This is a genomic window from Alistipes muris (genome assembly GCF_943193205.1).
GTDB lineage: Bacteria > Bacteroidota > Bacteroidia > Bacteroidales > Rikenellaceae > Alistipes > Alistipes muris.
In genome coordinates this window covers 38,609-63,245 of the sequence record NZ_CALPDD010000014.1, presented here as the reverse complement: position 1 = coordinate 63,245, position 24,637 = coordinate 38,609, and the positions used below count along the sequence as shown (strand labels likewise).

The following is a 24,637-nucleotide window of genomic DNA, read 5'->3' as shown; positions in this document are numbered from 1 at the left end:
CTTTGCTCTCAGCTTATCGAAAACGTTCATCTTCATGCAGGTTTTCTCGCCTCGGCAAAGCCCGAACGAGTTCGTCTTTGCTCTCAGCTTATCGAAAACGTTCATCTTCATGCAGGTTTTCTCGCCTCGGCAAAGCCCGAACGAGTTCGTCTTTGCTCTCAGCTTATCGAAAACGGTTATCTTCGGTTTCATCGCGGCAAAGATAGTGCAAGCCGCGGGCAATGCCAAATTCCGGTGCTCCCGGGGCCTGCCTGTTCCGCATATGGAGGTTGGGGGCGCATTCTCTCCGTTTTCGGATTCCTCTCTCTTTTCGACCGGAACATGGCAGTTATCGGTTTTCCGGTCGGTTTGGCAGGGTCCGTGCGCTCCAATCCGGAAAATTCTGTTACCTTTGCACTTCACAAGTTGTTCGCAGGCGTGCGGCCCGGTCATGTCGCCGAGGTTTGCATGTTCGTCGCGGCAGACAATTAGACCAATATGAAAGATCACAAAAACGACTCGACGGAGGTGCTCGCGCGTTTCGGACGTGACCGGCGCCCGCGTACTGCCGCCCATGCGGCCGAGCGCGTCGAGCGTCGTCCGCGTTTGCAGCGCGATGCTGCCGATTCGGAGCAGGAGCCCCGTTCCCGGAGAGCTTCGTACAATCCCAATTTCACGCGCGACAACCGTCCCGCGTTCGACGAGAAGCCCCGCCGCACTTCCGGCGGCGAGAGGCCTTTCCGCGGCGGCCGCCCGCAGGCCGAGACCGACAAGCCCCGGTTCGGGACCAAAGGCCGGACAGGGGCCGCATACGACGGGCAGTCCGACAGCAAGCCTTTCGGCGAGCGCGGTCCCAAGCGTTTCGGCGCAAAGCCCGGGGCCAAGGGCGGGTTCAAGAAGTTCGGCGACAAAGCCGACAGCAAGTTCGGGCCCAAGAAGCCTGGGTTCCGCAAGGATAAGCCCGGTTTCCGTAAGCAGGACGACAAGCCGCGGAGTTATCCCAAGTACGACCCCGCCAAGCAGACGGGCGAGATGCGTTTGAACCGTTTCCTCGCGCAGTCGGGCATCTGTTCGCGCCGCGAGGCCGACGATTTCATCACCGCCGGGCTCGTCTCCGTCAACGGGCGGATCGTCACCGAGTTGGGTTCCAAGGTCATGCCTTCCGACGAGGTCCGCTTCAACGACAGCCGCGTCGAGGGCGAGAAGAAAGTCTACCTCGTGCTCAACAAGCCCAAGGGTTATGTCACTTCGCTCGACGACCCCCATGCCGGCAAGCTCGTCATGGATTTGGTCGCCGGGGCCTGCACCGAGCGTATCTATCCCGTCGGGCGGCTCGACAAGAACAGTCTCGGGTTGTTGCTTTTCACCAACGACGGCGATTTGACCAAGCAGCTCACGCATCCTTCCTACCGTAAGAAGAAGATTTACCAGGTCACGCTCGACAAGCCCCTCACGCGCGCCGACATGGACCGCATCGCCGAGGGCGTCACGTTGGAGGACGGCGAGATTTTCGCCGACGAGATTTCCTACGTCAAGGAGAACAAGCAGGAGGTCGGCATCGAAATCCACTCGGGGCGCAACCGTATCGTGCGCCGTATCTTCGAGTTCCTCGGTTATACCGTCACCAAGCTCGACCGCGTTTACTACGCCGGGCTCACCAAGAAGAACCTCAAGCGCGGTGCATGGCGTTTCCTCACCCGCGAGGAGGTCGAGCGGCTCAAGTCCGGCCGATACGAGTAGTCCTCGTTCTTGCAATAGACAGGCGCCCCGAATCTGCTGGATTCGGGGCGTCGCTTTATTTACTATGGATTCAGAGTTCCCGGACTACGTTCGGCCCGTCGGGCAGCAGCAGGCGGATTTCCTGCCGGCGGTTTTTGTAGAATCCTTCCAGCGGGTAGCCGCAGGTATCCGCTTCGTCCATCGACGCCGCGCAGTTCGTTGCGCTCGGCATCTTCAGCGGGTTGGTGTGGCAGGCAGGGTTCGCAGCCGTGGGTTACGACTGCGGTTCCGATACAGGCCGCCCAAAGAAGTAGTATTCGTCGTATGCGAGGGGATTATATTTCCATGTCGTCGTCGCTGCGTTCCGCAGTGTCGGCGTTGTCGTCCTGGAGGTCGTCGGCCCCCTTTATTTCGTCGTCGTAATAGTCTTTTTCGTCTTCTTCCTGTGCGTTGTCGTCGATTTTGACGTCGATTTTCACCAGGTAGGCCACTTCGTCCGTGTCGAACGGTACGGCATAGAAGAAGTCGCCGTTGGGTTTGTCTACACGCATCATCGCGTCGGTGAATCCGGTGGGGTACTTCGCCTTTACGGCCTCTTGCATCTCGGGGCTCAGGTTCCGGTAGCTTGTTACGATATGTTTCTTCACAATATGCTGTTTGGTCATGGTTGTGCGGAAATTTTCTGCAAGTATAAACAAAATTTGTCTATCGTGCCACGCCGGCAATTTTTTTTTGCAATTTTTTTGTTTTTGCTCGCTCTTACGAACAAATTATGTACCTTTACACAAGTTATTCGCTTTTTTATGGTCCGCCGAAGAATCGAGGAGCTGCGCCGGCAGCTCGAATTCCACAATCATAAGTACTACGTCGAAAACGCGCCCGAGATTTCGGATTTCGATTTCGACCGCATGATGCGCGAGTTGCAGGAGCTGGAGGCCGCGCATCCCGAGTTCGCCGACCCCGATTCGCCTACGGCCCGCGTCGGCAGCGACATTTCCGCCGAGTTCGCCACCGTCAAGCACCGTTATCCCATGCTGTCGTTGAGCAATACCTATTCGCTCGACGAGCTCCACGAGTTTTTGGAGCGTATCGAGCGCGAGTGCGGGCCTGCGGAGTACGTTTGCGAGCTCAAGTTCGACGGCACGGCCATTTCGCTCACTTACGAGAACGGGCGTTTGCTGCGCGCCGTCACGCGCGGCGACGGCGTCCAGGGCGACGACGTCACCGCCAATATCCGTACCGTGCGGTCCGTGCCCCTAAGATTGCGGGGCAGTGATTGGCCTGCGTTCTTCGAGATTCGCGGCGAGGTGTTGATGCCTTACGCTTCGTTCGACAAGATCAACGCCGAGCGCGAGGCCGCCGGGGAGCCTTTGTTCGCCAATCCGCGCAACGCCGCCGCCGGGACGCTCAAGCAGCAGCAGTCGGCCGTGGTCGCGCGCCGCGGGCTGGATTGTACGCTCTACCAGCTTTCGGGCGACGGCCTTCCGTTCGAGACCCATTGGCAAAGTTTGCAGAAGGCCCGCGAGTGGGGTTTCAAGGTCTCCGACTGCGGCCGTATCTGCCGTTCCGCCGCCGAGGTCGACGCTTTCATCGCCCATTGGGACGAGGCGCGGCGCAAGTTGCCGTTCCCGACCGACGGCGTCGTCATCAAGGTCAACAGCTTCGCCGAGCGGCGCAAGATCGGTTTCACCGCCAAGGCGCCCAAGTGGGCCGTGGCTTATAAGTTCAAGGCCGAGCAGGCGCTCACCCGGCTCGTCAGCGTCGATTTCCAGGTCGGGCGTACCGGGGCCGTCACGCCCGTCGCCAACCTTGAGCCCGTGCAGCTGGCTGGTACTACCGTGCGGCGCGCCACGCTCCACAACGCCGAGCAGATGGCCCTTCTCGACATCCGTCCCGGCGACATGGTCTACGTCGAAAAGGGCGGTGAAATCATCCCCAAGATTACCGGGGTCGAGCTCGCCGGGCGTTCTGCCGACAGCAGGCCCTTTAAGTATATCGACACCTGCCCCGAGTGCGGCACTCCGTTGGTGCGTTACGAGGGCGAGGCCAAGCATTATTGTCCCAACCAGAGCGGCTGCCGCCCGCAGATTATCGGGCGCATCATCCATTTCATCCGGCGCAAGGCGCTGGACATCGACGGGTTGGGCGAGGAGACGGTCGAGCTGCTCTACGAGAACGGGTTGGTCCATGATATTTCCGACCTCTACGATTTGAGGGCCGAGCAGCTCGCGCCCCTTCCGCGTCTGGGCGAGAAGTCCGCCGAGAATATCGTCCGGTCGGTCCGCGCGTCGCTTCAGGTGCCTTTCCAGCGCGTGCTCTTCGGGTTGGGCATCCGTTTCGTCGGCGAGACTACGGCCAAGTACCTGGCCGACCATTTCCGGTCGTTGGACGCCGTCATGCACGCTTCGCGCGAGGAGTTGGTCGAGGCCGACGAGGTCGGGGGCAAGATTGCCGACGCCATTCTCGATTACTTCGCCGATTCCGAGAACCTGCGGATTATCGGTCGTCTGCGCGACGCCGGGTTGCAGTTCGAGGCCGAGGAGCGGGCGTTGGCTTCCGAGGCGTTGGCCGGGAAAAGTTTCGTCATCTCCGGCAAGTTCGCCGATCATTCCCGCGACGAGCTCAAGGAGTTGATCGAGCTGCACGGCGGGCGCAACCTCGCGGCCGTCTCCGCCAGCGTCGATTTCATCGTCGCCGGGGAGAACATGGGGCCTGCCAAGTTGAAGAAGGCCGAGAAGTTGGGCGTCCGCATCATCTCCGAGCAGGAGTTCATCGCCATGCTCGGCGGTGACGCGTCTTCGCAGGATGCGGCGGAAAAGGCGGAGCAGGGAACGTTGTTCTGACGGCGGAGGGCTCGCGTCGTTTTTCTCGGCAGGGCCCGAACCGTGATTTTTAATTAGGGAAAAGATATGTTGCAGCACAAACTTGCCGGCGTCGGGGTCGCCATGATTACCCCTTTCACGGCCGAGGGCCGGGTCGATTACGAGGCGTTGGCCCGCATGATCGACTATGTCATCGAGGGGGGTGTCGATTACATCGTCGCCTTGGGCACCACGGCCGAAACGCCGACCCTCTACATGCCCGAGCGGGCCGTCATCGCCATGTTCATCACCAACCACATCGCCGGGCGCGTGCCGTTGGTCATCGGGTGCGGCGGCAATTCCACTTCCGAGGTCCTCGACCAGTTGCGCGAGTTCGACCTGCGGGGCGCCGATGCCATCCTCAGCGTCACGCCTTATTATAACAAGCCTTCGCAGGAGGGGCTCTACCAGCATTTCCGTACCGTCGCCGAGCATTCGCCCCTGCCCGTCATCCTCTACAACATCCCCGGCCGCGCCGGGGTCAACATGACCGCCGAGACTACACTGCGCTGCGCGCGCGATTTCGACAAGGTCATCGGTATCAAGGAGGCTTCCGGCAATATCGACCAGATACAGCAGATTATCGACCGTCGGCCCGACGGGTTCCTGGTCCTTTCCGGCGACGACGGGATGGTCCTGCCCGTCATGCAGCGGGGCGGCGACGGCGTCATTTCCGTCGCGGCCAACGCCTTTCCCGCCCGTTTCATGCAGTGCGTCAACCACGCCAAGGCTGGCGACTTCGCGCAGGCCGAAGCCGAGTTCGCCGCATTGGACGAGGCCGTCAAGGCTCTTTTCGCCGAGGGCAATCCCACAGGCGTCAAGTGCGCCCTTTCGATCATGGGCAAAATCGGTCCCGCCTTGCGGCTGCCGTTGGTCGAGGGTTCCGCCGACTTGCGCGAGCGGTTCCGGCGGTTGATTGCGGAATACGATTTGCGATAGATTTGCGTTATTGTTCTTAAACGCATTTGTCATGAAACGGTTTCTGTGCTTGTTGTTGCTTCTCCCCGCATGGGCCGGGGCCCAGGTGCCTGTCGAGGACGACATCCTCGCCCGGACGCTCGATTCGTCGTCTCCTTATTATTATACGACGCTCATGATGCGTTACCGCGCAGGCGATCCGACCCTCACCGACCTCGACTACCACTATCTTTATTACGGTTACGCCTACCAGGAGAGTTACAAGCCCTTGATTCCCGTTCCCGAGTTGGACAAGCTGTTGTTGCTCGCGTCGTCCGTCGATACCGAGAATCCCCAGAAGGAGACCCTCGAAACCATCATCGCCACTGGCAACGATGTGCTCGCGCGCGATCCGTTCAGTCCCAAGGTGCTCAACCTCATGGCTTTCGCCTACGACATGCTCGGCGACAAGGAGCAGGCCGCCGCTTATGCCGCCCGCATGAACGGCGTTTTGCGTGCTGTCCTCGCTTCCGGCGACGGGCTCAGCCAGCAGTCGCCGCGCCACGTGCTCATGTTCGACCACGCGCTCGATTTGCTCGACGTCGAGGAGCTGCCTTACGGCAAGGCCCGCATCGTCAGCCGCAACGTCGAGTTCGTGCCCCTGCTCAAGCCTTACGTCGTCGAGGGGCGCAAGCGCCGCGGTTTCTACTTCGACTTCGGCCGTGTTTATTGGAACAAGCCCGAGGGCTATACTTATAAGCGCGACCGTACCTGGCAGTTCAATAACCTCAAACCCCGCGAATACAAATGATTCGTCGCCTGTTTTTCCTGCTGCTGACCCTTGCTGTTTGCTCGGCTTGTTCCCGCAACAAGATCGAAACTCCGCAGGGTCCTGTCGGGCGGACCGTGCTCATGTATTTCCCGTGGGCGCAGGACCTTGCGACCTATACCAAGAAGAATATCGAGGACATGGAGCGCGTCGTCGCGCAGGGGGCTCTGCACGACGAGCGGTTGTTGGTTTTTTACATGGATTCCCATACGACTGCTTCCTTGTTCGAGTTGCGCGCCGATAAGGGGCGCTGCATTCGGGTGTGGAAGAAAAGTTATGCCCCCGCGCCCGATGTCACCACCGCCCAGGGCATCGCTTCGGTGCTCGACGACGTGCGCCGTTTCGCGCCCGCCGACCGTTTCGCCATGACCATCGGCAGCCACGGCATGGCTTGGTTGCCCGCCCGGAGTGCCTCTCCCAGGGCTGCCGACCGTTCGGGCGTTCCCGAGAAGGAATATTGGGAGTATGCCGCCCCCGACCGTCCCCTCACCCGGTGGTTCGGCGGTACTACGCCCGATTCCCGCGCCGACATCGCTACTTTGGCCGAGGGTATCCGCAGCGCTGGCATGAAGCTGGATTTCATCCTCTTCGATGATTGTTACATGGCTTCCGTCGAGGTCGCCTACGCGTTGAGGGACGTTGCCGACCACCTCGTGGCTTCCACTTCCGAGGTCATGGCCGCCGGGTTTCCTTATGCCCATGTCGGGCCTCACCTCGTCGGGCAGACCGATTTCGAGGGTATCGCTCAGGCGTTCTACGATTTCTATATGGCTTATCCGTATCCCTACGGTACGGTCAGCACCATTGTCTGTTCCGAGCTCGATGCCCTTGCCAGCGTCATGGCCCGTATCAACGCGCGGTTCGCGTTCGACAGCGCCAACCTCTCCGCCTTGCAGCGGCTCGACGGCTATTCGCCCGTGCGGTTCTTCGACATGGGCGATTACGTGCGGCAGCTTTGTTCCGACCCGGCGCTTCTCGGCGAGTTCGAGGCGCAGTTGGAGCGGGTCGTTCCCGCCGCGTTCCGCCGCCATACGCCCGCGTTCTATTCCATGACCAACGGCGTCAACCCCATCCGCACCTTTTCGGGCATCACCACTTCCGACCCCAGCGTCTCGTCGCTGACCGTCTCCGCCAAGCTCGACACCGAGTGGTGGCAGGCTACCCACCCTTGATTCCCCGCTCCGTATGATTCGTCTCCGGCCGCCCGTTGCTTCGGGCGGCCGTTTTTTTCTCCGCCGGGCAGTGTATATAATCGGCCGATTTTTTTCCTTTTCCGCCGAATTTTTCTTACCTTTGAATGCAAAAAGTCCAAATTACGAATAAGCTATAGCATGAAAAAAGTCGATGTGATCCTCGGGCTGCAATGGGGCGACGAGGGCAAGGGCAAGGTCGTGGACGTGCTCACTCCGCGTTACGATGTCGTCGCCCGGTTCCAGGGCGGCCCCAACGCCGGGCATACGCTGGAGTTCAACGGCGAGAAGTACGTCCTGCGGTCCATTCCTTCGGGTATCTTCCAGGGCGGCAAGACCAATGTCATCGGTAACGGCGTGGTCATCGACGCCATTCTGTTCCGCGCCGAGGCCGAGGAGTTGGCCAAGAGCGGTCACGACCTCACGCGCCAGCTCTGCATCTCCAAGAAGGCCCATCTGATTCTGCCTACCCACCGTTTGCTCGACGCCGCTTACGAGGCCGCCAAGGGCAGCGCCAAAATCGGCACCACGGGCAAGGGCATCGGTCCGACCTATACCGACAAGGTCAGCCGCAGCGGCATGCGCGTCGGCGATTTGCTCAGCCCCGATTTCCGGGAGATTTACAGCCGCGCCAAGGCCCGTCACGAGCGCATTCTCCGCAGTCTCGATTATTCGTATGACCTCGCCGGGCTCGAAAGCCAGTGGTTCGAGGCCGTCGAGTTCCTCAAGCGCTTCCGCTTCATCGACAGCGAGTATTTCATCAACGGCGCCCTTGCCGAGGGTAAGAGCGTCTTGGCCGAGGGGGCGCAGGGCACCTTGCTCGACATCGACTTCGGTTCTTATCCGTTCGTCACTTCGTCCAACACCGTCAGCGCCGGGGTCTGCACCGGGCTCGGCATCGCGCCCAACCGCATCGGCGAGGTCTTCGGCATCTTCAAGGCCTATTGTACGCGCGTCGGCAGCGGTCCGTTCCCTACCGAGCTCTTCGATGAGACCGGCGATAGGTTGTGTTCCGTCGGCCACGAGTTCGGCGCCGTCACAGGGCGTAAGCGCCGTTGCGGGTGGCTCGACCTCGTCGCGCTCAAGTATTCCATCATGATCAACGGCGTCACGCAGCTCATCATGATGAAGTCCGACGTCATGAACGACTTCGACACCATCCGCGTCGCTACGGCCTACGACATCGGCGGGCAGGTCTCCGGCGAGTTCCCCTATGACATCGCCGATTCTCTCAAGCCCGTCTATACCGACTTCGAGGGTTGGAAGTGCGACTTGCGCGGGTGTAAATCCTACGGCGAGTTCCCCGCCGCGTTCCGGCGTTACGTCGAGTTCATCGAGCGCGAAACGGGCGTTCCCGTCCGGATCATCTCCGTCGGTCCCGACCGCGGCGAAACCATCGTAAGAGAATAAAGGTGAAAGGTGAATCCGCCGTTTTGTCATTCGGCTTCCCGCAGTTATTCCGAGTTTGTTTATTGTCATCCCGAGTTTGTTTACTGTCATTCTTAGTTTGTTTACTGTCATTCTGAGCCCTTTTCATTGTCATTCTGAGCGAAGCGAAGAATCTAACATTATTTAATCCATATTTATGAAAAACCAGTTGAAAATCGTTGTTCTGGCCAAGCAGGTGCCCGATACCCGCAACGTGGGTAAGGACGCCATGACGCCCGAGGGCACGGTCAACCGCGCGGCTCTGCCCGCCATCTTCAACCCCGAGGACCTCAATGCGCTCGAAATGGCCCTTTCGTTGAAGGACCGGGTCGAGGGCGCGACGGTCCACATCCTCACCATGGGGCCCCAGCGCGCCGCCGACATCATCCGCGACGCCATGTTCCGCGGGGCCGACGGGGGTTACCTCCTCTCCGGCCGCGAGTTCGCCGGGTCCGATACCTTGGCTACTTCCTACGCCCTTTCGTGCGCTTTGCGTAAAATCGGGCCCGACATCATCATCGCCGGGCGCCAGGCCATCGACGGCGATACGGCGCAGGTCGGACCGCAGGTCGCCGAGAAGCTCGCTTTGCCGCAGGTCACTTACGCTGAGGAGATTGTCGAAATCAAGGACGCTTCGCTCGTCATCAAGCGGCGGCTCAGCAGCGGTACCGAGGTCGTCGAGTGCCCCGTTCCCGCCGTCGTCACCGTCAACGCGTCGGCTCCCGAGTGCCGGCCGCGCAACGCCAAGCGCGTCATGAAGTTCAAGTGCGCCCTCGCAGGGTCCGAAATCGCCGCCGCGCCCGATTCCGAGGCCGCACGGCGCGCCGTTGCGAAGCCTTATCTTCAGATTGTCGAGTTCGCCGCTGCCGACGTCGATCCCGATCCCCAGCAGTTGGGTCTCAGCGGGTCGCCCACCAAGGTCAAGAAGATCGAGAACGTCGTCTTCCAGGCCAAGGAGGCCAAGCGGCTCACGGCCGCCGACGAGGATATCAATTCACTGATGGTCGAACTCATCGCGAGCCATACGCTCGGTTAAATCGTTTTAGCATTATGAACAACATATTCGTCTATATCGAGATCGAGGAGGGCAAGGTCGCCGACGTAAGTCTCGAATTGCTGACCAAGGGCCGCGAGTTGGCCTCGACCTTGGGCGTCGGGCTCGACGCCGTGGTGCTCGGCGAGAAGCTCGCAGGCATCGAAAAGGAGCTCGCCAAGTACGGCGCCGACACCGTGTGGGTCGCCGACGACAAGACTTTCGCTCCGTTCCGCACGCTGCCCCATACGGCAGTTCTGTGCGGGCTCATCGAGCAGGAGAAGCCCCAGATCGTTCTTTTCGGCGCCACCTGCATCGGCCGCGACTTCGCGCCCCGCGTGTCGTCCGCCTTGCACAGCGGTCTGACCGCCGACTGCACCCAGTTAGTCATCGGCGACCACAAGGACCCCAAGACCGGCAAGGAGTACACCGACCTGCTGTACCAGATTCGTCCCGCTTTCGGCGGCAACATCATCGCCACCATCGTCAACCCCGACTGCCGGCCGCAGATGGCTACCGTCCGCGAGGGCGTCATGCGCAAGGAGTACGCCGCGCAGCCCGGCAGGGGCGAGGTCCGCGCCATCGACTGGAAGAAGTTCGTCAAGGATACCGACCTCGCCGTGCGTATCGTCGAGCGCCAGATCGAGGAGCGCAAAATCGACATCAAGGGGGCAGGCATCATCGTCGCCGGAGGTTACGGCATGGGTTCCAAGGAGAATTTCAAGCTCGTCCACGAGCTCGCCGACGTCCTGGGCGGTGAGGTCGGCGCCAGCCGCGCCGCCGTCGACGCCGGGTTCACCGACCATGCGCGCCAGGTCGGCCAGACAGGCGTCACGGTGCGTCCCAAGCTCTACATCGCCTGCGGCATCTCGGGTCAGATCCAGCACACGGCCGGCATGGACCAGTCGTCGATGGTCATTTCCATCAACTCCGACCCCGAGGCTCCCATCTGCAAGCTCGCCGACTATGCCATCACGGGCGACGTCAACGACATCATTCCCAAAATGATCAAGTATTACAAGCAAAATTCAAAGTAATGGCCAATTTCTTTTCAGATAACAAGGATTTGCAGTTCCACCTCCAGCATCCCGCGATGCGCAAGATCGTGGAGCTCAAGGAGCGCGGTTTCGCCGAGAAGGACCTCTACGACTACGCTCCGCAGAATTTCGACGACGCCATGGATTCCTACCGCCGCGTGCTCGAAATCGCCGGCGAGGTGTGCGGCGAGGTCATCGCGCCCAACGCCGAGGGGGTCGACCACGAGGGTCCGCGCGTCGTCAACGACCACGTCGAGTACGCTTCCGGCACCGTCCAGAATATGAAGGCCATCGTCGACGCCGGTCTGAGCGGCCTCACGCTGCCGCGCAAGTACGACGGTTTGAACTTCCCGCTCGTCTGCTTCGTCATGGCCAACGAGATGGTCGCCCGCGCCGATGCCGGGTTCGAGAATATCTGGGGTTTGCAGGACTGCGCCGAGACGCTCAACGAGTTCGCGTCCGAGGAGATCAAGCAGAAGTTCCTGCCGTGGGTTTCGGCCGGGGCCACCTGCGCCATGGACCTCACCGAGCCCGACGCCGGTTCCGACCTCGGGGCCGTCATGCTCAAGGCCACCTGGTCCGAGGAGAAGCAGACATGGCTCCTGAACGGTGTAAAACGTTTTATCACCAACGGCGACGGCGACGTCTCGCTCGTGCTGGCACGCACCGAGGAGGGCACCGCCGATGCGCGCGGTCTCTCGATGCTCGTCTACGACAAGCGCGACGGCGGCGTCAAGGTGCGCCGTATCGAGAACAAGCTCGGTATCAAGGGTTCGCCCACCTGCGAGTTGGTCTTCACCAACGCTCCCGCTCAGTTGGTCGGCGACCGTAAGATGGGCCTTATCAAGTACGTCATGTCGCTCATGAACGCCGCCCGCCTGGGTATCGGCGCCCAGTCGGTCGGTACGTGCGAGGCCGCTTACCGCGAGGCGCTGAAGTATGCCCACGAGCGCGCCCAGTTCGGCAAGCCCATCATCCGGTTCGCCGCCATTTCGGAGATGCTCTCCAACATGAAGGCCAAGTTGCAGGGTGCCCGCGCGCTGCTCTACGAGACCACCCGTTTCGTCGAGATTTACAAGCAGTATACCCACATTTCGCACGAGCGTTCGCTCGAAGCCGAGGAGCGCCAGGAGATGAAGTTCTATACCCGCCTGGCCGACGGTTTCACGCCGCTCGTCAAGCTCTTTTCGTCGGAGTACGCCAACCAGCTGGCCTACGACGCCATCCAGATTCACGGCGGTTCGGGCTTCATGAAGGATTACCCCTGCGAGCGCATCTACCGCGACGCCCGCATCATGAACATCTACGAGGGTACCTCGCAGTTGCAGGTCGTGGCGGCCATCAACGCCGTCACTAAGGGCACGTTCATGGAGCAGATCGAGCGTTACGCTGCCGACACCTACTCCGAGTGCATGCAGCCCGTCGTCGCCAAGCTCAAGGAGCTGACGGCCAAGTTCGCCGAGATGGTCGAGCGCGTCGAGTCCGGCGACAAGGAGAAGCCCGGGTTCAAGGATTTCCATGCGCGCCGGCTCGTCGAGACCGCCGGGCATATCATCATCACCTATCTGCTCGCCCGTCAGGCCGGGGAGTGCGAGGACTACATCAATTCCGCGCGCATCTTCGTCAAGTTGGCCGAGGGCAAGATTTCGGAAGCCTATACCTACGTCATGAATTCTTCGTTCGACGACGTAGATTTGTTCAAGGCCGTCGAGCAGGAGTGTTAGCCGTTCCGCAGCGGGATTAGCGCCCGCCGGAATGTTCCGCAAAAAGGGCAGACCTTGCAGGGTCTGCTCTTTTTGGCTTCGGGCGTGTTTGTTTCGGCCGCGGATTTCGTACCTTTGTCGTCGGAAAACATATCGTTAAATCGTTTTAATTTCGGATTTCAGATGAAAGAGCAGGAAAACGGGCTTTTCGAGCCCATCGAAGAACCGCAGGCTCCCGACGCGGAGACTGCCGAAGACGATACGCTGCGCACGGCTCGCCGCAACATGCTGTTGGGGTTGCTGTGGTGCGTGGGCGGTCTGATTTTCAGCTTCGTATCTTATTATTTCACCGAGGCGGGCGGCCGTTACGTCATTGCGACGGGTGCCATCGTTTGGGGTGCCGTTCAGGCTGTCAGCGGTCTTGTCGCCTACGTGCGGGAGCTGCGCGGCCGCGGCGCGTATGCCACTGCCCGGCAGGCCGTTGTGCTCGGCGTTTGTGCAGGCGCGGTCATCGCCGGGCTGGGTTACGCCTCGTGGCGCATGGTGCATGCCGACGACGTGGAGTATCTCGCGACCGAACAGCAGTGCGAATGGCCCGAACTGGGACTGCGGGTGAGCGTTCCGGCCGGATTTTCCGAGCTCGAAACCACGGGCCGCGAGGAGACCGATTCGACCTACGCCTATCGGAAGGTTCTGGCCTACAACGACGACCGCATGTTCATGGTCGAGGGCCATGCGGGCAATCTGACGGATGCCGGAATCGCGCAGGTGGATGAAATGACCGAAGCGTTGGGCGAGCAGGCCGCAGCTTTCCTCGACGGCGGTCTGACGGGCAGCGGCGAAATCGTCGTGCTCGGCGGCATCCGGATGCTCCGGCATGTCGGGCGTCGTACCGATTATCCGGAGTGGAACACCGTGCTGTACGATGCGGCGCATGACGGTTCGCTCGTTTCGATTTACTATTACACCCGTTCGGACGATGCGGCGGCCGAAGCCGATGCGTTTGTCTCCGACCACGTCGAATGGGGCTTAGAGTAGTTGTTAAAACGTTTTAACAAGCTCTTGCAATGTCATTCTGAGCGCAGCGAAGAATCTATGGATATTTAGTTGCGCTCGGATTTAGTCTCGAACACTGTAAATCCGCGGAACCTCTCAGAGGTTCCGCGGGTTTCGTATTCAGAAGAGGGTAGGCATGGGCGGCGGGAAGCCGGGGCCTGCGGGACACAGGTTGTCGATGCGGCGCCCGGCCTGCAAGGCCCGGCGGAGGGTGTAGAACGTGCCGCCGGGCGAACCGTCGAACCACGCGACGAGCCGCGCGGCATGGCTCACCAAGTAATCGTTGCGCTGCATGTAGACGCCCCGGTGGTATCGGGCCGACAGCACCGTCGTCTCGTCCGCCGCGGCGACGATTCGCCCGAAGCGCTCGCGGTCGGAGTTGCTAAAACGATTTATATGCCCCTCGAACGGCACCACGGCGACCAGCCGCAGTCCCGACAGCCTGTCGCGGCAGGCGAGCACCGTTTCGGCGGCGGCCATGTCGAACCCAGCGGCCATGCCGCTCAGAAACGTGCGGCAGCCCTCGGCGTAGAGGGTCTCGACGGCGCGTTGCAGGGCAGCCGCCGCCTCGCCGCAGTAGGTGCGGTGGCCCGTGAAAGCGACGGCGGTTGCGGGGTTGGGATTCATCGGCGGTAAAGATAGTATTTTTGGCCCGGACTTTGCTGAACGGGGACATGAATCTTTTAATTTCAACAACCATGAAGAACACTGGTATCATCATTACGTCGCTGCTGGGCGGGCTGATCGTCGGCTCGGCGCTCACCATGCTTTTCACGCCCCAGTCGGGGATGGAAACGCGCAAGCAAATCAAGGACTTCCTGACCGATGAAATCGACCGCATGAAGGACAAGGTCCAGAAAGTGCACGACCAAATCGAGGATGCCCGCTGCAAGTGCGAGCACCAGCAGTAAACCCCTGTCCGTTCGGAGAACCGCATGTCTACGGGTAACAAGTCCGCCGGGAGCGGAAATTTCTTCCTCGCGCTGCTTCTTTTCTGCGTGACGGCCATGATTGCAGTCGTGCTGCTGATCGTGGCGCTGCTCATCGCGGTGTCGGAGTGGCTGGGGTCGTTCACATGGGCGGCGCTGCTGGTGGGAGGTGTTTTTGTGCTGGCCGCCGCAGGCATCTATTTCTTTGCCATCAAGGATCCGGTACGGCAAATCCGGGCCCGCATCGAAACGGTTTACGACGTGGCCCGGCTGCTCAAGCAGGGCTACGACTGGGTGGCGGCCAAGCTGGAATTCTTCGTCCGGCTGAAACACGAACTGTGGCCCTCCGAATAACGGAAAAGCGGCTTTCCCCGATGGAAAGCCGCTTTTCGTTGGGACAGGGCGCCGCCTATTTCTTGAAATAGCGGTTGTAGAGCCCCTCGAAACCCTTGCCGTGGCGGGCTTCGTCTTTGGCCATCTCGTGCACGGTGTCGTGTACGGCGTCGAGGTTCTGCTCCTTGGCCAGACGCGCCAGGCGCATCTTGTCCTCGCAGGCGCCGCACTCGGCGTTCATGCGCTTGAAGAGGTTGGTCTTGGTGTCCCAGACCACCTCGCCGATGAGCTCGGCGAACTTCGAGGCGTGCTCGGCCTCCTCCCACGCATAGCGCTTGTAGGCCTCGGCGATTTCGGGGTAGCCCTCGCGGTCGGCCTGGCGGCTCATGGCCAGGTACATGCCCACCTCGGTGCACTCGCCCATGAAGTGGTTCTGCAAGCCTTCCCACAATTCGGGGCTGGCACCTTTGCCGTCGCCGATCTGGTGGACGGTGACGAAATCGAGATTGCCTTCCTGCTCCTCGACCTCGACGAACTTATCCTTGCCGACCTTGCACATCGGGCACTGCTCGGGAGCTTCGGGACCTTCGTGAATGTACCCGCAGACGGTACAACGCCATTTCTTTGCCATAATCTTGATTGTTTGAGTGTTTGTAGTTTCTGTTTCCTCTGCAAAAGTAACAAAACGGACGCAATATCGGATAAAAATCCGATATTCTTTTTTTATGTAGGCATAGGCTGCGTCTATAGCTGTTCGCGGGCGAGAACCGCTTCCTCGACGAGCCCCACGTCGGTGGCGTCCTTGACCAGCACGCGCTTGTCGCGGTCGAGCAGGTAGAGCGCCGGGATGGCCGAGAGGTTGTAGGCGGAAGTCTCGCGCACGACGCAGCCTTTGTCGTAGGAGTTGATCCACGATGCCGGGACATGCCCGCGGTAGGCGAGCCATTCGCCGAGGTCCTCATCGGGATAGAATGCCAGCACTTTCAACCGCCCGTCGGCGATCAGCCGCCGGAGTACCGGCGAGATTTCGATGGCTTCGTGGATTTCGCGGCACATCGGGCATCCGGGGTTGTTGATGAAAAGCAGCACGTATTCGGCCCTGAGGTCGTAGAGCCGCCGGGAGACGCCCGATTCGAGCGTGTAGCGGAAGTCGTTGGCCCGCTGTCCGATGCGGTTCTGCCGCGCCATGTCCAGCGCGTATTGGGGCCCGATGCGTTCGTACTGGTCGTAGAACGGCGCGGCGAGCTGCGCTTCGAGCACGGGAATGTAGAACTCGTCGTTGCGCATCGACGAATTGGGGTCGGCCAGAACCCGCTCGGCCAACCAGACGAAATAATCGGTCATGGGCCGCGAAACGCCGGCCCGGCGCATCAAATCGGCCATGGGGGCGGGGTCGGCGGGCCGGTCCGAAATGACAGCCACGAACTGGGCGAAATGGTTGAGCATCTGCGCCGTGTCGGCCTTGTGGACGAACATGGTGTCCGTGAAATCGAACTTGTCCCAATAGTGCCCGCGCAGGTAATCGCGCTTCTGCTCCTGGGGCAGGGCCGCCGGCGGGATGGGCGGCAGAAAGACGTAGCGGCGCTCGGGCCTGGCCGCAGTCTGCGGCGCACGGCGGCCGCACGACACGACGGTCAGCAGGAGCGCTATTATATATAGGAGTCGGAACGAGGTTTTCATAGCGTAAAGATAAACCGAATAGCCGGGAATTCAAAATACGGAGCACGAACCCTGCCGCAGAGCGCAAAAATCCCGGTCCTCCTTGCGGGGAACCGGGATGGCTGAAACGTCCGGAGGGGCTATTTCCAGTTGAGAATCTTGTGGAAATCGAACTCCTCGGGATTGGGCACGTATTTTCTGGCCTCCTCGTAATCGGCCGGAGTGATGGCGTTCAGGATATTCTCGACCACCGACGTGAACTTGTCCGAATGGATGTCGACCAGACGGGGCGGAATCTTGCCCGAAGCGGGGTCCTGCAAATCCTTGAGGTAGAGGGGCGAAACATTGCCCTCCGAATCGACGTAGACCATGCAGCCCGTCTTGCCCTCGGTGAAGAGCTTGTGCACGCCGATGCCCAGCTCCGAACAATAGGTGAGGTCGTAGGCGATGGGGGTCTGGCAGCGGATTTCGTAGCCCAGCTCCACGGGACGGCTCTTGACCTTGAGCCCGAGCTCCTTGACGCGCTTCTCGATCATCTCGTTGAAGATATGCGCCTTGGACACCTTGCCCAGCTCGGGATGCCCGTGGTCGTCGTAGGTGAAGTGGATGCCGCTCTTGCGGATTTCCTCGTCGCTCAATGCGTGGAACACACCTTCCGAGATGACGGCGGCGCCGTAGTCCATGCCCATGATTTTACGCTTGATGATCGACGAGATGACCATGTTGACGATCTTCTCGACCGTGATTTCGGTCTTGTTGAACATCTCGGGGATGACGATCATCGGGTAGTGGCAGGCCTCGCCGATGCCGAATGCGAGGTGGCCGGCACTGCGGCCCATGGCGGCCAGCACGAACCAGTTGCCGCTGGTGCGGGCGTCTACGTAGACGGCGCGGGCGATGACGGCGCCTTTGTCCTTGGCCGATTCGTAGCCGAACGTCGGCGTACCCTTCGGAAGCGGCAGGTCGTTGTCGATGGTCTTCGGCACGTGGATGTTGGCGATGGGGTATTTCTTGCTCTCAAGGAACTTGGCGATGCGGTTGGCCGTCGAAGCGGTGTCGTCGCCGCCCACCGTGACGAGCAGCTTGATGTTGTTGTCGGTGAAGAACTTGAGATTGAAATTGTTCTCGAAGTCCGAATCCTTGGGCTTGAAACGGCTCATCTGGAGGAACGAACCGCCCTGGTTGAAAATGCTGTCGGCCATGCGGTAGTCGATGTCGACGGTCCGGGGTTCGGGGATGAAGAGCCCGGTGTAACCCTCGTGCAGGCCGATTACGCGATAACCGTGGTGCAGGAACGTCTTGGCGACGCTGCCCACCACCGTGTTCATGCCGGGGGCCGGACCGCCCCCGGTCAGAATAGCAATAGCTTCTTTCATAGGAGTATTGGAGTGAGTTGTTTTTTCGGAAGCCAAAATTACGCCTTTTTTTTCAAACCGACAAGAAAACCGGGCGCGATTCGCGGGGATGCCGCGCGGGAAAAAAGAAGAGCGGTTTCCACTGCTGAAAACCGCTCCGACGGGAATTGGGTAATTTATCGTTTACTCAACCACCTTCACGTCGATGGCCTGCTCGCCCTTGGCGCCGTTGCCGACCTCGAATTCGACGTGCTGACCTTCGTTGAGCGACTTGAAACCATCCGTTAAGATGCCCGAGAAGTGAACGAAAATCTCCTTGCCGTTCTCTCCAGTAATGAATCCGTAGCCTTTCTTGCTATCGAACCATTTTACCTGACCTTTCATAAAAAAGCGATTAAAGTGTGAATTGTGTTCCGCAAAGTAACGCAAAAAAGGTCGGTTTTCAAAACTTATCCGCTTATTTTTTCGTCTTTGCGGGATTTTTCGTATCTTAGCCATTGCTGAGATACTCCCGCTCGGCAAAATGCAAACAAGTTTGCTTTTGCCCTCACTTATTCGTATCTTCGGCAAGAGAATCGCATACTAATTCGGGCGATATGGGTAGAAAATTCAAACTTGCATTGGCGGCGCTGCTCGGCTTTTCGGCCGCCTGCTCTTCGGCGAAACACTCCGCGGGCCGCAGTTCCGGGCCGCAGGAAGCCATCGGTGTGGAGATGCGTTCGGACACGACGCATTATCGGATTGTCGTGATGTACGGCGTGCGGCCGCCCCGCGGGACGGTGATGGAGACGCTGCCCGATTCGGTGACAGCGCCGACAGGGATCCCCGCACCGCAGGCTCCGCAGGAGGAGAAGCAGGCCGAATAGTCATGGCCGGACGACGGTTGGGGCTCCGCAAGCGGCTGGCCCTCAACATATTTTCCGACCTTTACCGCTCGACGGTCGCCGAGCATCGGCTCGATACGCTCTTTTGGGAATGCACGCTGCGGTGCAATCTTTCGTGCCGCCATTGCGGCAGCGACTGCCGGGTGGACCCTGGGGTGAAAGACATGCCCGTGGCCGATTTCCTGCGGGTGCTCGACGAAGAGGTGACGCCGCATGCCGACCCCTCGTCGGTGCTGATTATCTTCTCCGGGGGCGAGGTGCTGGTGCGCGACGACCTGGAATTCGCGGGCCGCGAAGTCGCACGCCGGGGCTATCCGTGGGGGATGGTCACCAACGGCATGGCGCTGACCGAACAGCGCCTGCGCGGGCTGGTCGACGCGGGACTGCGGAGCATTTCGGTCAGTCTGGACGGCTTCGAGCGCGAACACAACTACATCCGCAGCAATCCGCTGAGCTACTCCAAAGCGCTCGATGCGGTGCGGCTTTTGGTCCGCGAACCAGGCCTGGCGTTCGACGTGGTGACCTGCGTGACGGGAGCCATGGTTCCGCAGCTGGAGGCTTTCCGCGACATGCTGATTGCCGAGGGCGTGCGGTCGTGGCGGCTGTTCTCGATTTTCCCGATGGGGCGCGCCAAGGACGACCCGACGCTGCGGCTGTCCGACGCCCAGTTCCGCCGGATGCTGGAATTCATCCGTCAGACGCGGAAAGAGGGCCGCATCGAGGTCAGCTATGCCTGCGAGGGATTTTTGGGCGGCTACGAAACCGAGGTCCGCGACCACTTCTACCAATGTGCCGCCGGGGTTTCGGTGGCTTCCATCCGGGTCGACGGGTCGATTTCGGGCTGCACCTCCATCCGGGCCAACTTCCACCAAGGCAATATTTACCGCGACAAATTCTGGGACGTGTGGCAGAACCGCTTCGAGCCGTTCCGCAAACGCGACTGGGCGAAGCGCGGCGAATGCGCCGACTGCAAAATGTTCCGCTATTGCCTCGGCGGCGGGATGCACCTGCACGACGACAACGGCGATCTGCTGTATTGTCACTACAAACGGCTGTGATTATGATGTTTTGGGGAGCTATTTTTCTGACCCTTTTCTTGCTGGGTTGTGCGCTTGAGGCTTGGCTTCACAAAATCAGGCGGCGTTGGTAAACCTGCGCGGCAGTGATGCAGTGGGGTTGTTAAAACGTTTTAGCATGAGCTTTTTGGCGGTCGAGTATCTTTCGGTCGGCATGTTTTCGAGGGGCGATGTCGTTTTTTTGCGAATAATTTGGTTGTTTCGATTTTTCGGCGTATCTTTGTGCGCTCTTACAAGGATAGGAGTTTTGTTCGGGGTGTAGCGCAGTCCGGTTAGCGCGCCAGCTTCGGGAGTTGGAGGTCGCTGGTTCGAATCCAGTCTCCCCGACAAAAAGGACAGACTGCCTTTCGGCGGTCTGTTTTCGTATGAGCGAACGGGGTGTAGCGCAGTCCGGTTAGCGCACCTGCTTTGGGAGCAGGGGGTCGCTGGTTCGAATCCAGTCTCCCCGACAGGCCACGGCGGCAGAAACCTTTGCTGAAAAGCAAAGGTTTTTTTGTTGCGCCGATATTTGCTCGCGGATATAAAGTCGTGCTTGCGCGGAGGACCCTGCAAATCAATCGCAGAGGGCTATTTCTGAAACTTCAACGTGGATTTACGGATAGGGCGGAGGAGCCACAGGGGGAGGAGCTTGCAGACGGGGATTGCGATGCGGTTCCACCAATCGGGGACGCAGGTGCGGCGCCCGCGCCACAAGGCGTGCAACCCGCGGCGGGCGCACCTGTCGGCCGAAATCAAGGCTCCGAGCCGCATGCCGATTCGCTGCCAGCGGGGCGGCAGGCCGTAGAGGTCGGTGGCGACGCCTGCCGGACAAACCGCCGTGACGCGGATTCGGTGCTCGTGCATCTCCTTGGCGAAGCAGACCGTGAACTGCCGCAGGTAGGCTTTCGAGGCGCTGTACAGCGCCAGCCCCGGAAAAGGCATCCACTGCGAGTAGGAGGACATGTTCAGGATGCGGCCCTGCACGCCGCGGCGAATCATGTCGGCGGCGAACAGGCGGCAGAGCTTGGTGTTGGTCAGGTCGTGCAGCAGAACCATCCGCTCGATTCGTTCGACGGGCGTTGCGAGGATGTCGCAGTAGGAGAACATGCCTGCGTTGTTTATCACCACGTCCGGCTCGATTCCCGCCACTGTCAGCGCTGCGTGCAGTGCTTCCGCCGATTCGACCCGGGCCAGGTCGCACGTCGTGACGAATACCCCGGCGCAACCCGCCGCCAGCAGTTCAGCCTTTACCGCTTCCAGCGGTTCGGGGCGGTCTCCTGCCAGCGCCAGCTTGTAGCCCAAGGCCGCGAGCCGCAAGGCGTAGCACCGTCCGATGCCCGAGCCGGCACCCGTCACCAAGGCCCATGCGCTTCCTTTTTCCACTTCTCCGCGTCGCATGCTATTTGATTTTGGCCAGTTCGCGCCAGATTTTCTCCGGTATGGGTTCCTTGCAGTTGTGGCAGCACTGCATGTCGACCGAGTACATGCGGGCCATGCAGTAGTCGCGGTGGTCGCAGCCCGAGCGGGTCGTCATGTCGCCGTCGCGCAGCTTGTTGACGAACGCCGGGTCGTTGACCAGCGCGCGGGCCATCTGCACCAGCTCGAACCCGGCGCCGAGCACGCGCTCGATGCCCTCGCGGCTCACCAGCCCGCCCACATAGACCAGCGGGCATTTGAGTTCAGCGCGGAACTTCTTGGCGTTTTCCAGGAAGTAGCACTCCTCGAAATCGTACTGCCGGATCATCCGGCTGCCGAACAGGCTGATTACGATTTTCTGCGGCCACGACGACCACGGCATGTAGTGGCTCATCGTCTTGGTCGGGATGCGGCCGCGCATCACCGCCATCGGGGCTTTCGACACGAAGCCCGACGTCAGCACGATGCCGTGGGCGCCCAAGCGTTCGATTTCGCGGGCGATTTCGAGGCTCTCCGGTATCTGGATGCCGCGCTTGAAGCCGTCTTCCATGTTGTGCTTGACCAGCACAGCCATGCCGCATTGCGCTGCGGCTTCGAGCACCTCTTCCAGGCACATCCGCATGAAGCGCATCCGGTTTTGGAGCGAACCGCCGTATTCGTCGCGCCGATGGTTGGTGTAGGGCGAGAGGAACTGCGAAATCAGATAGCCGTGGCCCGCGTGCACCTCCACCGAATCGAACCCGGCTTCGTGGGCCGTGCGGACCGCCTGCCCGAAATCCTTGGCGAAGGCCGCGCACTCGCTGCGCCGCATGCCGCGCACGAAAGTGGGGGAGTAGAGGTTGAACCCCGTCGATGCGCTGACCGGGAAGCATCCGGCCGTCGACCAATGGGTCATGTTGCCGCAGTGGCCGATCTGGATGCCTGCCGCGGCACCCTCGGCGTGGATGGCGTCGGTCATGTCGCGCAGCCCCGGAACGATTTCGGGCCGCAGCCACAGCTGTTTGTTGAACGACACGCCGCTGCGGTTGACCGAAGCGTAAGCTACCGTGGTCATGCCCACGCCGCCGCGGGCGACCGACACGTGGTAATCCTTGAGCTGCTGCGTGGGGCCGAAATCCTTGCCCATCGACTCGAAAGCCGCCGAGCGGATGGTGCGGTTGCGCAGGGTCAGCGGACCCAACTTATAGGGGGTGAACAGGTCGGACATTTTGGCTGAAGGTGAAAAGTGAAAGATTAAAGGTGAACTTTGCGATTAAGCGAGGGCAGAGACTGCTTGCAGGCTATGCTGATTTCAATAGATGAACGGGATGATTTTCTTGCGTTTGAGGGCGGTGAACTCTTCGCCGAATTCCTTTTCGTAGCGACGGTAGAGCGAGGCGGCGCGCGGGGCGAGGTTGGCGAAAGTCCACCACACGAAGACCGCGCCCGCCCACGACCACGAAGCGATGGCGAAGCCCGTCCATTCGAGCACCTCGCCGAAGTAGTTGGCCGACGAGACGTAGCGGAACATGCCGCCGCGCGGGATGTAGTGGCGCGTGTCGCCGGGACGGCGCAGGCGGCGGATTATGCGGTCGGAGTGCAGATTGACGGCCATGCCCGCGATGAACAGCGCGCCGCCTGTCCATATGTAGGGCTTGGCGAACCAGTCGGCGTAATAGCCTGCGGGCGAGACGTAGAATATCCAGCCGCCCTGCATCAAGGCGTTGAGCGTGTTGAACGCCATCCCCATCAGCACGATGCCCAGCGGCATCTTCGAGTGGCCGCGCATGAGCAGCGGGAAGATGAACGAACGCTGGAAATAATGGGCCTGGAACAGCAGGAACAGCGCCAGCGGCCCGGCTTCCCATGTGCGGTCGCTCAGCGCCCAAAGCACGCACATGAGTATGAACACGGGCGATTCCATCAGCATCCATCCGATTTTGTTGGGTACCGGAGGTCCGTATCTGGGATTGAAAAGATAGCCGTAGCCGGCCTCGAAGAAGTGGAGCGCCACGAATACTCCCACGGCCAGCAGGGCCATGATGAGGAGGAAGATGTCGAACGTCTGGGCCATTTTATGCAGTCGGGTTTGCGGACAACGGCATAAATATAGCCAAAAAATCGCTGACCGACAATTTTTCGGGCCGGAAGTCGGACGAAGCGGCTGTCAATGGCGAAAAACAGCCTATAAATAAAAGGACAGCGCCTGCACTGAGCCTGCGCTGTCCGTCCGATCCGCTCCGGCCCGGGTGGCGGCGCGTGTCGCGGGGAAGGTCCCTGAATGTTCGGTCGCCGTTACCGGCCGCGAGAAAGCGCCTGTCGGGGCGTTGCGGAGAATGGAATACGTTACCGCGAGGTGCCGGTCGCACCCGGTGCGGTCGCAGTATGGATGCCTGCACGAATTGTGCCGGAAAGTCGTGGCGGCGGAATTTTCGCTTCTGTGTGATGCGCGGTTCCGCCCGGTTCCCGTGCTCCGGGCTTTTTTTGCCTGGAACGTTTGGTTTTTCGGTCGGAAATCGGTAGTTTCGATGCGTGAAACGTTAATGCGGCGATGAAGAAGATTGTGGTTTTTACGGGTGCCGGGGTGAGCGCCGACAGCGGGCTGGCGACGTTCCGCGATGCCGACGGGCTGTGGGCCGAATACCGGATCGAGGATGTCTGCACGCCCGAAGCCCTGGCGCGCAACCGGGCGCTGGTGGTGGAGTTTTACAACAGGCGGCGGCGCGAAATGCTGGATGCCGGGCCCAATGCGGGGCATCGGGCCATCGCCGCGCTGGAGGAGCGGTTCGAGGTCGAAGTCATTACGCAGAACGTCGACGACCTCCACGAGCGGGCCGGGTCGACACGCGTGCTGCATTTGCACGGTGAACTCACGTGCTTGCGCTCGGAGCGCGATGCGGAACTCATCGTTCCGCTCGACGGCTGGGAACAGCCGCTCGATGCCCGTGCCCCGGACGGGGCGCTGCTCCGCCCGCACATCGTCTTCTTCGGCGAGGCGGTGCCCATGTTCGACCGGGCGGCGCGGATTGCGGCCGAAGCCGACATCATGGTGGTGGTCGGCACTTCGCTGGCGGTCTATCCCGCGGCTTCGCTGGTGCGCTACGTGCGGCCCGAAATCCCGATTTTCGTGGTCGACCCGGGCCGTCCCGACACGTCGTGGATACGCAATCCGCTTACGTTCATCCACAAGCGGGCGGCCGACGGGGTGCCCGAACTGGCCGCGATGCTGCAAAAAACTTACGTTTAGCGGTGCGTGGCGGTGCGGAATGAGAGAATTGTTTTACCTTTGTGCCCC

General features: G+C 60.7%; 26 protein-coding genes and 2 tRNA genes. 18 read left to right on the top strand and 10 right to left on the bottom strand.

Annotated elements, in window-relative coordinates:
- Together NFR47_RS08170 and NFR47_RS08165 are read left to right on the top strand one after the other, a co-directional pair.
- A partial coding sequence (locus NFR47_RS08170) for a hypothetical protein (protein ID WP_251215087.1) occupies positions 1-471 on the top strand: 471 nt, incomplete at its 5' end.
- A 6-nt stretch (positions 472-477) separates the two neighbouring features.
- Positions 478-1,719, top strand: coding sequence for a pseudouridine synthase (locus NFR47_RS08165; RefSeq protein WP_251215086.1), 1,242 nt, complete (start codon positions 478-480; stop codon positions 1,717-1,719).
- A gap of 70 nt (positions 1,720-1,789) precedes the next feature.
- Here NFR47_RS08165 and NFR47_RS08160 read toward each other — a convergent pair whose 3' ends face one another.
- Together NFR47_RS08160 and NFR47_RS08155 are read right to left on the bottom strand one after the other, a co-directional pair.
- Positions 1,790-1,930, bottom strand: coding sequence for a hypothetical protein (locus NFR47_RS08160; protein WP_251215085.1), 141 nt, complete (start codon positions 1,928-1,930; stop codon positions 1,790-1,792).
- Between the two features lie 103 nt (positions 1,931-2,033).
- Positions 2,034-2,363, bottom strand: a complete 330-nt coding sequence (locus NFR47_RS08155) for a hypothetical protein (RefSeq protein ID WP_251215084.1) — start codon at positions 2,361-2,363, stop codon at positions 2,034-2,036.
- A gap of 138 nt (positions 2,364-2,501) precedes the next feature.
- Here NFR47_RS08155 and ligA point away from each other — a divergent pair, with 138 nt between their 5' ends.
- The 9 genes from ligA to NFR47_RS08110 all read left to right on the top strand — a co-directional run bounded on the left by ligA (position 2,502) and on the right by NFR47_RS08110 (position 13,714).
- The gene (gene ligA, locus NFR47_RS08150) at positions 2,502-4,541 is read left to right on the top strand and encodes an NAD-dependent DNA ligase LigA (RefSeq protein ID WP_251215083.1); all 2,040 of its coding nucleotides are present in this window, start codon (positions 2,502-2,504) and stop codon (positions 4,539-4,541) included.
- A gap of 66 nt (positions 4,542-4,607) precedes the next feature.
- Positions 4,608-5,498 (top strand): 4-hydroxy-tetrahydrodipicolinate synthase, encoded by an 891-nt coding sequence (gene dapA / locus NFR47_RS08145; RefSeq protein WP_251215082.1) that lies wholly within the window; start codon positions 4,608-4,610, stop codon positions 5,496-5,498.
- 31 nt (positions 5,499-5,529) lie between these two features.
- Positions 5,530-6,267 (top strand): DUF4919 domain-containing protein, encoded by a 738-nt coding sequence (locus NFR47_RS08140; protein WP_251215081.1) that lies wholly within the window; start codon positions 5,530-5,532, stop codon positions 6,265-6,267.
- Positions 6,264-7,457, top strand: coding sequence for a clostripain-related cysteine peptidase (locus NFR47_RS08135; RefSeq protein ID WP_251215080.1), 1,194 nt, complete (start codon positions 6,264-6,266; stop codon positions 7,455-7,457). The genes NFR47_RS08140 and NFR47_RS08135 overlap by 4 nt, the downstream gene beginning before the upstream one ends.
- 159 nt (positions 7,458-7,616) lie before the next feature.
- Positions 7,617-8,885 (top strand): adenylosuccinate synthase, encoded by a 1,269-nt coding sequence (locus tag NFR47_RS08130; RefSeq protein WP_251215079.1) that lies wholly within the window; start codon positions 7,617-7,619, stop codon positions 8,883-8,885.
- Positions 8,886-9,060: 175 nt separating this feature from the next.
- A complete protein-coding gene (locus tag NFR47_RS08125) occupies positions 9,061-9,939 on the top strand; it encodes an electron transfer flavoprotein subunit beta/FixA family protein (protein WP_251215078.1) in 879 nt (292 codons plus the stop codon).
- A gap of 14 nt (positions 9,940-9,953) precedes the next feature.
- Complete coding sequence (locus NFR47_RS08120; RefSeq protein ID WP_251215077.1) at positions 9,954-10,973, top strand: electron transfer flavoprotein subunit alpha/FixB family protein; 1,020 nt, start codon at positions 9,954-9,956, stop codon at positions 10,971-10,973.
- Positions 10,973-12,697 (top strand): acyl-CoA dehydrogenase family protein, encoded by a 1,725-nt coding sequence (locus NFR47_RS08115; RefSeq protein ID WP_251215076.1) that lies wholly within the window; start codon positions 10,973-10,975, stop codon positions 12,695-12,697. The genes NFR47_RS08120 and NFR47_RS08115 overlap by 1 nt, the downstream gene beginning before the upstream one ends.
- A gap of 162 nt (positions 12,698-12,859) precedes the next feature.
- Entirely contained in the window at positions 12,860-13,714 is an 855-nt protein-coding gene (locus NFR47_RS08110; RefSeq protein ID WP_251215075.1) for an MFS transporter, read from the top strand.
- A gap of 138 nt (positions 13,715-13,852) precedes the next feature.
- Here NFR47_RS08110 and NFR47_RS08105 read toward each other — a convergent pair whose 3' ends face one another.
- The gene (locus NFR47_RS08105) at positions 13,853-14,359 is read right to left on the bottom strand and encodes an SLOG family protein (RefSeq protein ID WP_251215074.1); all 507 of its coding nucleotides are present in this window, start codon (positions 14,357-14,359) and stop codon (positions 13,853-13,855) included.
- Positions 14,360-14,430: 71 nt separating this feature from the next.
- Here NFR47_RS08105 and NFR47_RS08100 point away from each other — a divergent pair, with 71 nt between their 5' ends.
- Both NFR47_RS08100 and NFR47_RS08095 read left to right on the top strand, forming a co-directional pair.
- The gene (locus NFR47_RS08100; protein WP_251215073.1) at positions 14,431-14,643 is read left to right on the top strand and encodes a YtxH domain-containing protein; all 213 of its coding nucleotides are present in this window, start codon (positions 14,431-14,433) and stop codon (positions 14,641-14,643) included.
- Positions 14,644-14,667: 24 nt separating this feature from the next.
- Positions 14,668-15,015: a hypothetical protein gene (locus NFR47_RS08095; protein WP_251215072.1), complete on the top strand. Its 348-nt coding sequence runs from the start codon at positions 14,668-14,670 to the stop codon at positions 15,013-15,015.
- A gap of 55 nt (positions 15,016-15,070) precedes the next feature.
- Here NFR47_RS08095 and NFR47_RS08090 read toward each other — a convergent pair whose 3' ends face one another.
- The 4 genes from NFR47_RS08090 to NFR47_RS08075 form a co-directional block, all read right to left on the bottom strand.
- Positions 15,071-15,625: an NADH peroxidase gene (locus tag NFR47_RS08090; RefSeq protein ID WP_251215071.1), complete on the bottom strand. Its 555-nt coding sequence runs from the start codon at positions 15,623-15,625 to the stop codon at positions 15,071-15,073.
- Between the two features lie 113 nt (positions 15,626-15,738).
- On the bottom strand, positions 15,739-16,674 hold the full coding sequence (locus NFR47_RS08085) for a DUF5106 domain-containing protein (protein ID WP_251215070.1): 936 nt from the start codon (positions 16,672-16,674) through the stop codon (positions 15,739-15,741).
- Between the two features lie 119 nt (positions 16,675-16,793).
- On the bottom strand, positions 16,794-18,029 hold the full coding sequence (locus NFR47_RS08080; RefSeq protein ID WP_251215069.1) for a 6-phosphofructokinase: 1,236 nt from the start codon (positions 18,027-18,029) through the stop codon (positions 16,794-16,796).
- A 162-nt stretch (positions 18,030-18,191) separates the two neighbouring features.
- Positions 18,192-18,392, bottom strand: coding sequence for a cold-shock protein (locus NFR47_RS08075; protein WP_251215068.1), 201 nt, complete (start codon positions 18,390-18,392; stop codon positions 18,192-18,194).
- Positions 18,393-18,604: 212 nt separating this feature from the next.
- Between NFR47_RS08075 and NFR47_RS08070 the strand changes: the two genes are divergently transcribed.
- The 4 genes from NFR47_RS08070 (at position 18,605) to NFR47_RS08055 (ending at position 20,417) form a co-directional block, all read left to right on the top strand.
- On the top strand, positions 18,605-18,874 hold the full coding sequence (locus tag NFR47_RS08070) for a hypothetical protein (RefSeq protein WP_251215067.1): 270 nt from the start codon (positions 18,605-18,607) through the stop codon (positions 18,872-18,874).
- 2 nt (positions 18,875-18,876) lie between these two features.
- A complete protein-coding gene (locus tag NFR47_RS08065) occupies positions 18,877-19,950 on the top strand; it encodes a TIGR04133 family radical SAM/SPASM protein (protein ID WP_251215066.1) in 1,074 nt (357 codons plus the stop codon).
- Positions 19,951-20,220: 270 nt separating this feature from the next.
- Positions 20,221-20,295: transfer RNA gene (locus NFR47_RS08060), tRNA-Pro, on the top strand.
- A gap of 47 nt (positions 20,296-20,342) precedes the next feature.
- Positions 20,343-20,417, top strand: a tRNA-Pro gene (locus NFR47_RS08055).
- A 118-nt stretch (positions 20,418-20,535) separates the two neighbouring features.
- Here the strand turns inward: NFR47_RS08055 and NFR47_RS08050 are convergent.
- The 3 genes from NFR47_RS08050 to NFR47_RS08040 form a co-directional block, all read right to left on the bottom strand.
- On the bottom strand, positions 20,536-21,345 hold the full coding sequence (locus NFR47_RS08050; RefSeq protein ID WP_251215065.1) for an SDR family NAD(P)-dependent oxidoreductase: 810 nt from the start codon (positions 21,343-21,345) through the stop codon (positions 20,536-20,538).
- A 1-nt stretch (position 21,346) separates the two neighbouring features.
- Complete coding sequence (locus NFR47_RS08045; protein ID WP_251215064.1) at positions 21,347-22,570, bottom strand: NADH:flavin oxidoreductase; 1,224 nt, start codon at positions 22,568-22,570, stop codon at positions 21,347-21,349.
- Between the two features lie 84 nt (positions 22,571-22,654).
- Positions 22,655-23,416 (bottom strand): DUF1295 domain-containing protein, encoded by a 762-nt coding sequence (locus tag NFR47_RS08040; RefSeq protein ID WP_251215063.1) that lies wholly within the window; start codon positions 23,414-23,416, stop codon positions 22,655-22,657.
- A 477-nt stretch (positions 23,417-23,893) separates the two neighbouring features.
- On the opposite strand from NFR47_RS08040, the gene NFR47_RS08035 reads away from it, so the two are divergent.
- Positions 23,894-24,589 carry an SIR2 family NAD-dependent protein deacylase gene (locus tag NFR47_RS08035; protein ID WP_251215062.1) on the top strand — a complete coding sequence of 232 codons (696 nt, stop codon included), beginning with the start codon at positions 23,894-23,896 and terminating at the stop codon, positions 24,587-24,589.
- The last annotated feature ends 48 nt before the right edge of the window (positions 24,590-24,637 follow it).

What these genes read in the sequence shown, in the direction of transcription:
- dapA (WP_251215082.1), top strand. Translation starts at nt 4,608, where the DNA reads ATGTTGCAGCACAAACTTGCCGGCGTCGGGGTCGCCATGATTACCCCT.
- NFR47_RS08165 (WP_251215086.1), top strand. Translation starts at nt 478, where the DNA reads ATGAAAGATCACAAAAACGACTCGACGGAGGTGCTCGCGCGTTTCGGA.
- NFR47_RS08155 (WP_251215084.1), bottom strand. Translation starts at nt 2,363, where the DNA reads ATGACCAAACAGCATATTGTGAAGAAACATATCGTAACAAGCTACCGG.
- ligA (WP_251215083.1), top strand. Translation starts at nt 2,502, where the DNA reads ATGGTCCGCCGAAGAATCGAGGAGCTGCGCCGGCAGCTCGAATTCCAC.
- NFR47_RS08085 (WP_251215070.1), bottom strand. Translation starts at nt 16,674, where the DNA reads ATGAAAACCTCGTTCCGACTCCTATATATAATAGCGCTCCTGCTGACC.
- NFR47_RS08100 (WP_251215073.1), top strand. Translation starts at nt 14,431, where the DNA reads ATGAAGAACACTGGTATCATCATTACGTCGCTGCTGGGCGGGCTGATC.
- NFR47_RS08110 (WP_251215075.1), top strand. Translation starts at nt 12,860, where the DNA reads ATGAAAGAGCAGGAAAACGGGCTTTTCGAGCCCATCGAAGAACCGCAG.
- NFR47_RS08130 (WP_251215079.1), top strand. Translation starts at nt 7,617, where the DNA reads ATGAAAAAAGTCGATGTGATCCTCGGGCTGCAATGGGGCGACGAGGGC.
- NFR47_RS08065 (WP_251215066.1), top strand. Translation starts at nt 18,877, where the DNA reads ATGGCCGGACGACGGTTGGGGCTCCGCAAGCGGCTGGCCCTCAACATA.
- NFR47_RS08045 (WP_251215064.1), bottom strand. Translation starts at nt 22,570, where the DNA reads ATGTCCGACCTGTTCACCCCCTATAAGTTGGGTCCGCTGACCCTGCGC.
- NFR47_RS08160 (WP_251215085.1), bottom strand. Translation starts at nt 1,930, where the DNA reads ATGCCGAGCGCAACGAACTGCGCGGCGTCGATGGACGAAGCGGATACC.
- NFR47_RS08075 (WP_251215068.1), bottom strand. Translation starts at nt 18,392, where the DNA reads ATGAAAGGTCAGGTAAAATGGTTCGATAGCAAGAAAGGCTACGGATTC.
- NFR47_RS08105 (WP_251215074.1), bottom strand. Translation starts at nt 14,359, where the DNA reads ATGAATCCCAACCCCGCAACCGCCGTCGCTTTCACGGGCCACCGCACC.
- NFR47_RS08050 (WP_251215065.1), bottom strand. Translation starts at nt 21,345, where the DNA reads ATGCGACGCGGAGAAGTGGAAAAAGGAAGCGCATGGGCCTTGGTGACG.
- NFR47_RS08040 (WP_251215063.1), bottom strand. Translation starts at nt 23,416, where the DNA reads ATGGCCCAGACGTTCGACATCTTCCTCCTCATCATGGCCCTGCTGGCC.
- NFR47_RS08115 (WP_251215076.1), top strand. Translation starts at nt 10,973, where the DNA reads ATGGCCAATTTCTTTTCAGATAACAAGGATTTGCAGTTCCACCTCCAG.
- NFR47_RS08080 (WP_251215069.1), bottom strand. Translation starts at nt 18,029, where the DNA reads ATGAAAGAAGCTATTGCTATTCTGACCGGGGGCGGTCCGGCCCCCGGC.
- NFR47_RS08125 (WP_251215078.1), top strand. Translation starts at nt 9,061, where the DNA reads ATGAAAAACCAGTTGAAAATCGTTGTTCTGGCCAAGCAGGTGCCCGAT.
- NFR47_RS08120 (WP_251215077.1), top strand. Translation starts at nt 9,954, where the DNA reads ATGAACAACATATTCGTCTATATCGAGATCGAGGAGGGCAAGGTCGCC.
- NFR47_RS08035 (WP_251215062.1), top strand. Translation starts at nt 23,894, where the DNA reads ATGAAGAAGATTGTGGTTTTTACGGGTGCCGGGGTGAGCGCCGACAGC.
- NFR47_RS08090 (WP_251215071.1), bottom strand. Translation starts at nt 15,625, where the DNA reads ATGGCAAAGAAATGGCGTTGTACCGTCTGCGGGTACATTCACGAAGGT.
- NFR47_RS08135 (WP_251215080.1), top strand. Translation starts at nt 6,264, where the DNA reads ATGATTCGTCGCCTGTTTTTCCTGCTGCTGACCCTTGCTGTTTGCTCG.
- NFR47_RS08070 (WP_251215067.1), top strand. Translation starts at nt 18,605, where the DNA reads ATGGGTAGAAAATTCAAACTTGCATTGGCGGCGCTGCTCGGCTTTTCG.
- NFR47_RS08095 (WP_251215072.1), top strand. Translation starts at nt 14,668, where the DNA reads ATGTCTACGGGTAACAAGTCCGCCGGGAGCGGAAATTTCTTCCTCGCG.
- NFR47_RS08140 (WP_251215081.1), top strand. Translation starts at nt 5,530, where the DNA reads ATGAAACGGTTTCTGTGCTTGTTGTTGCTTCTCCCCGCATGGGCCGGG.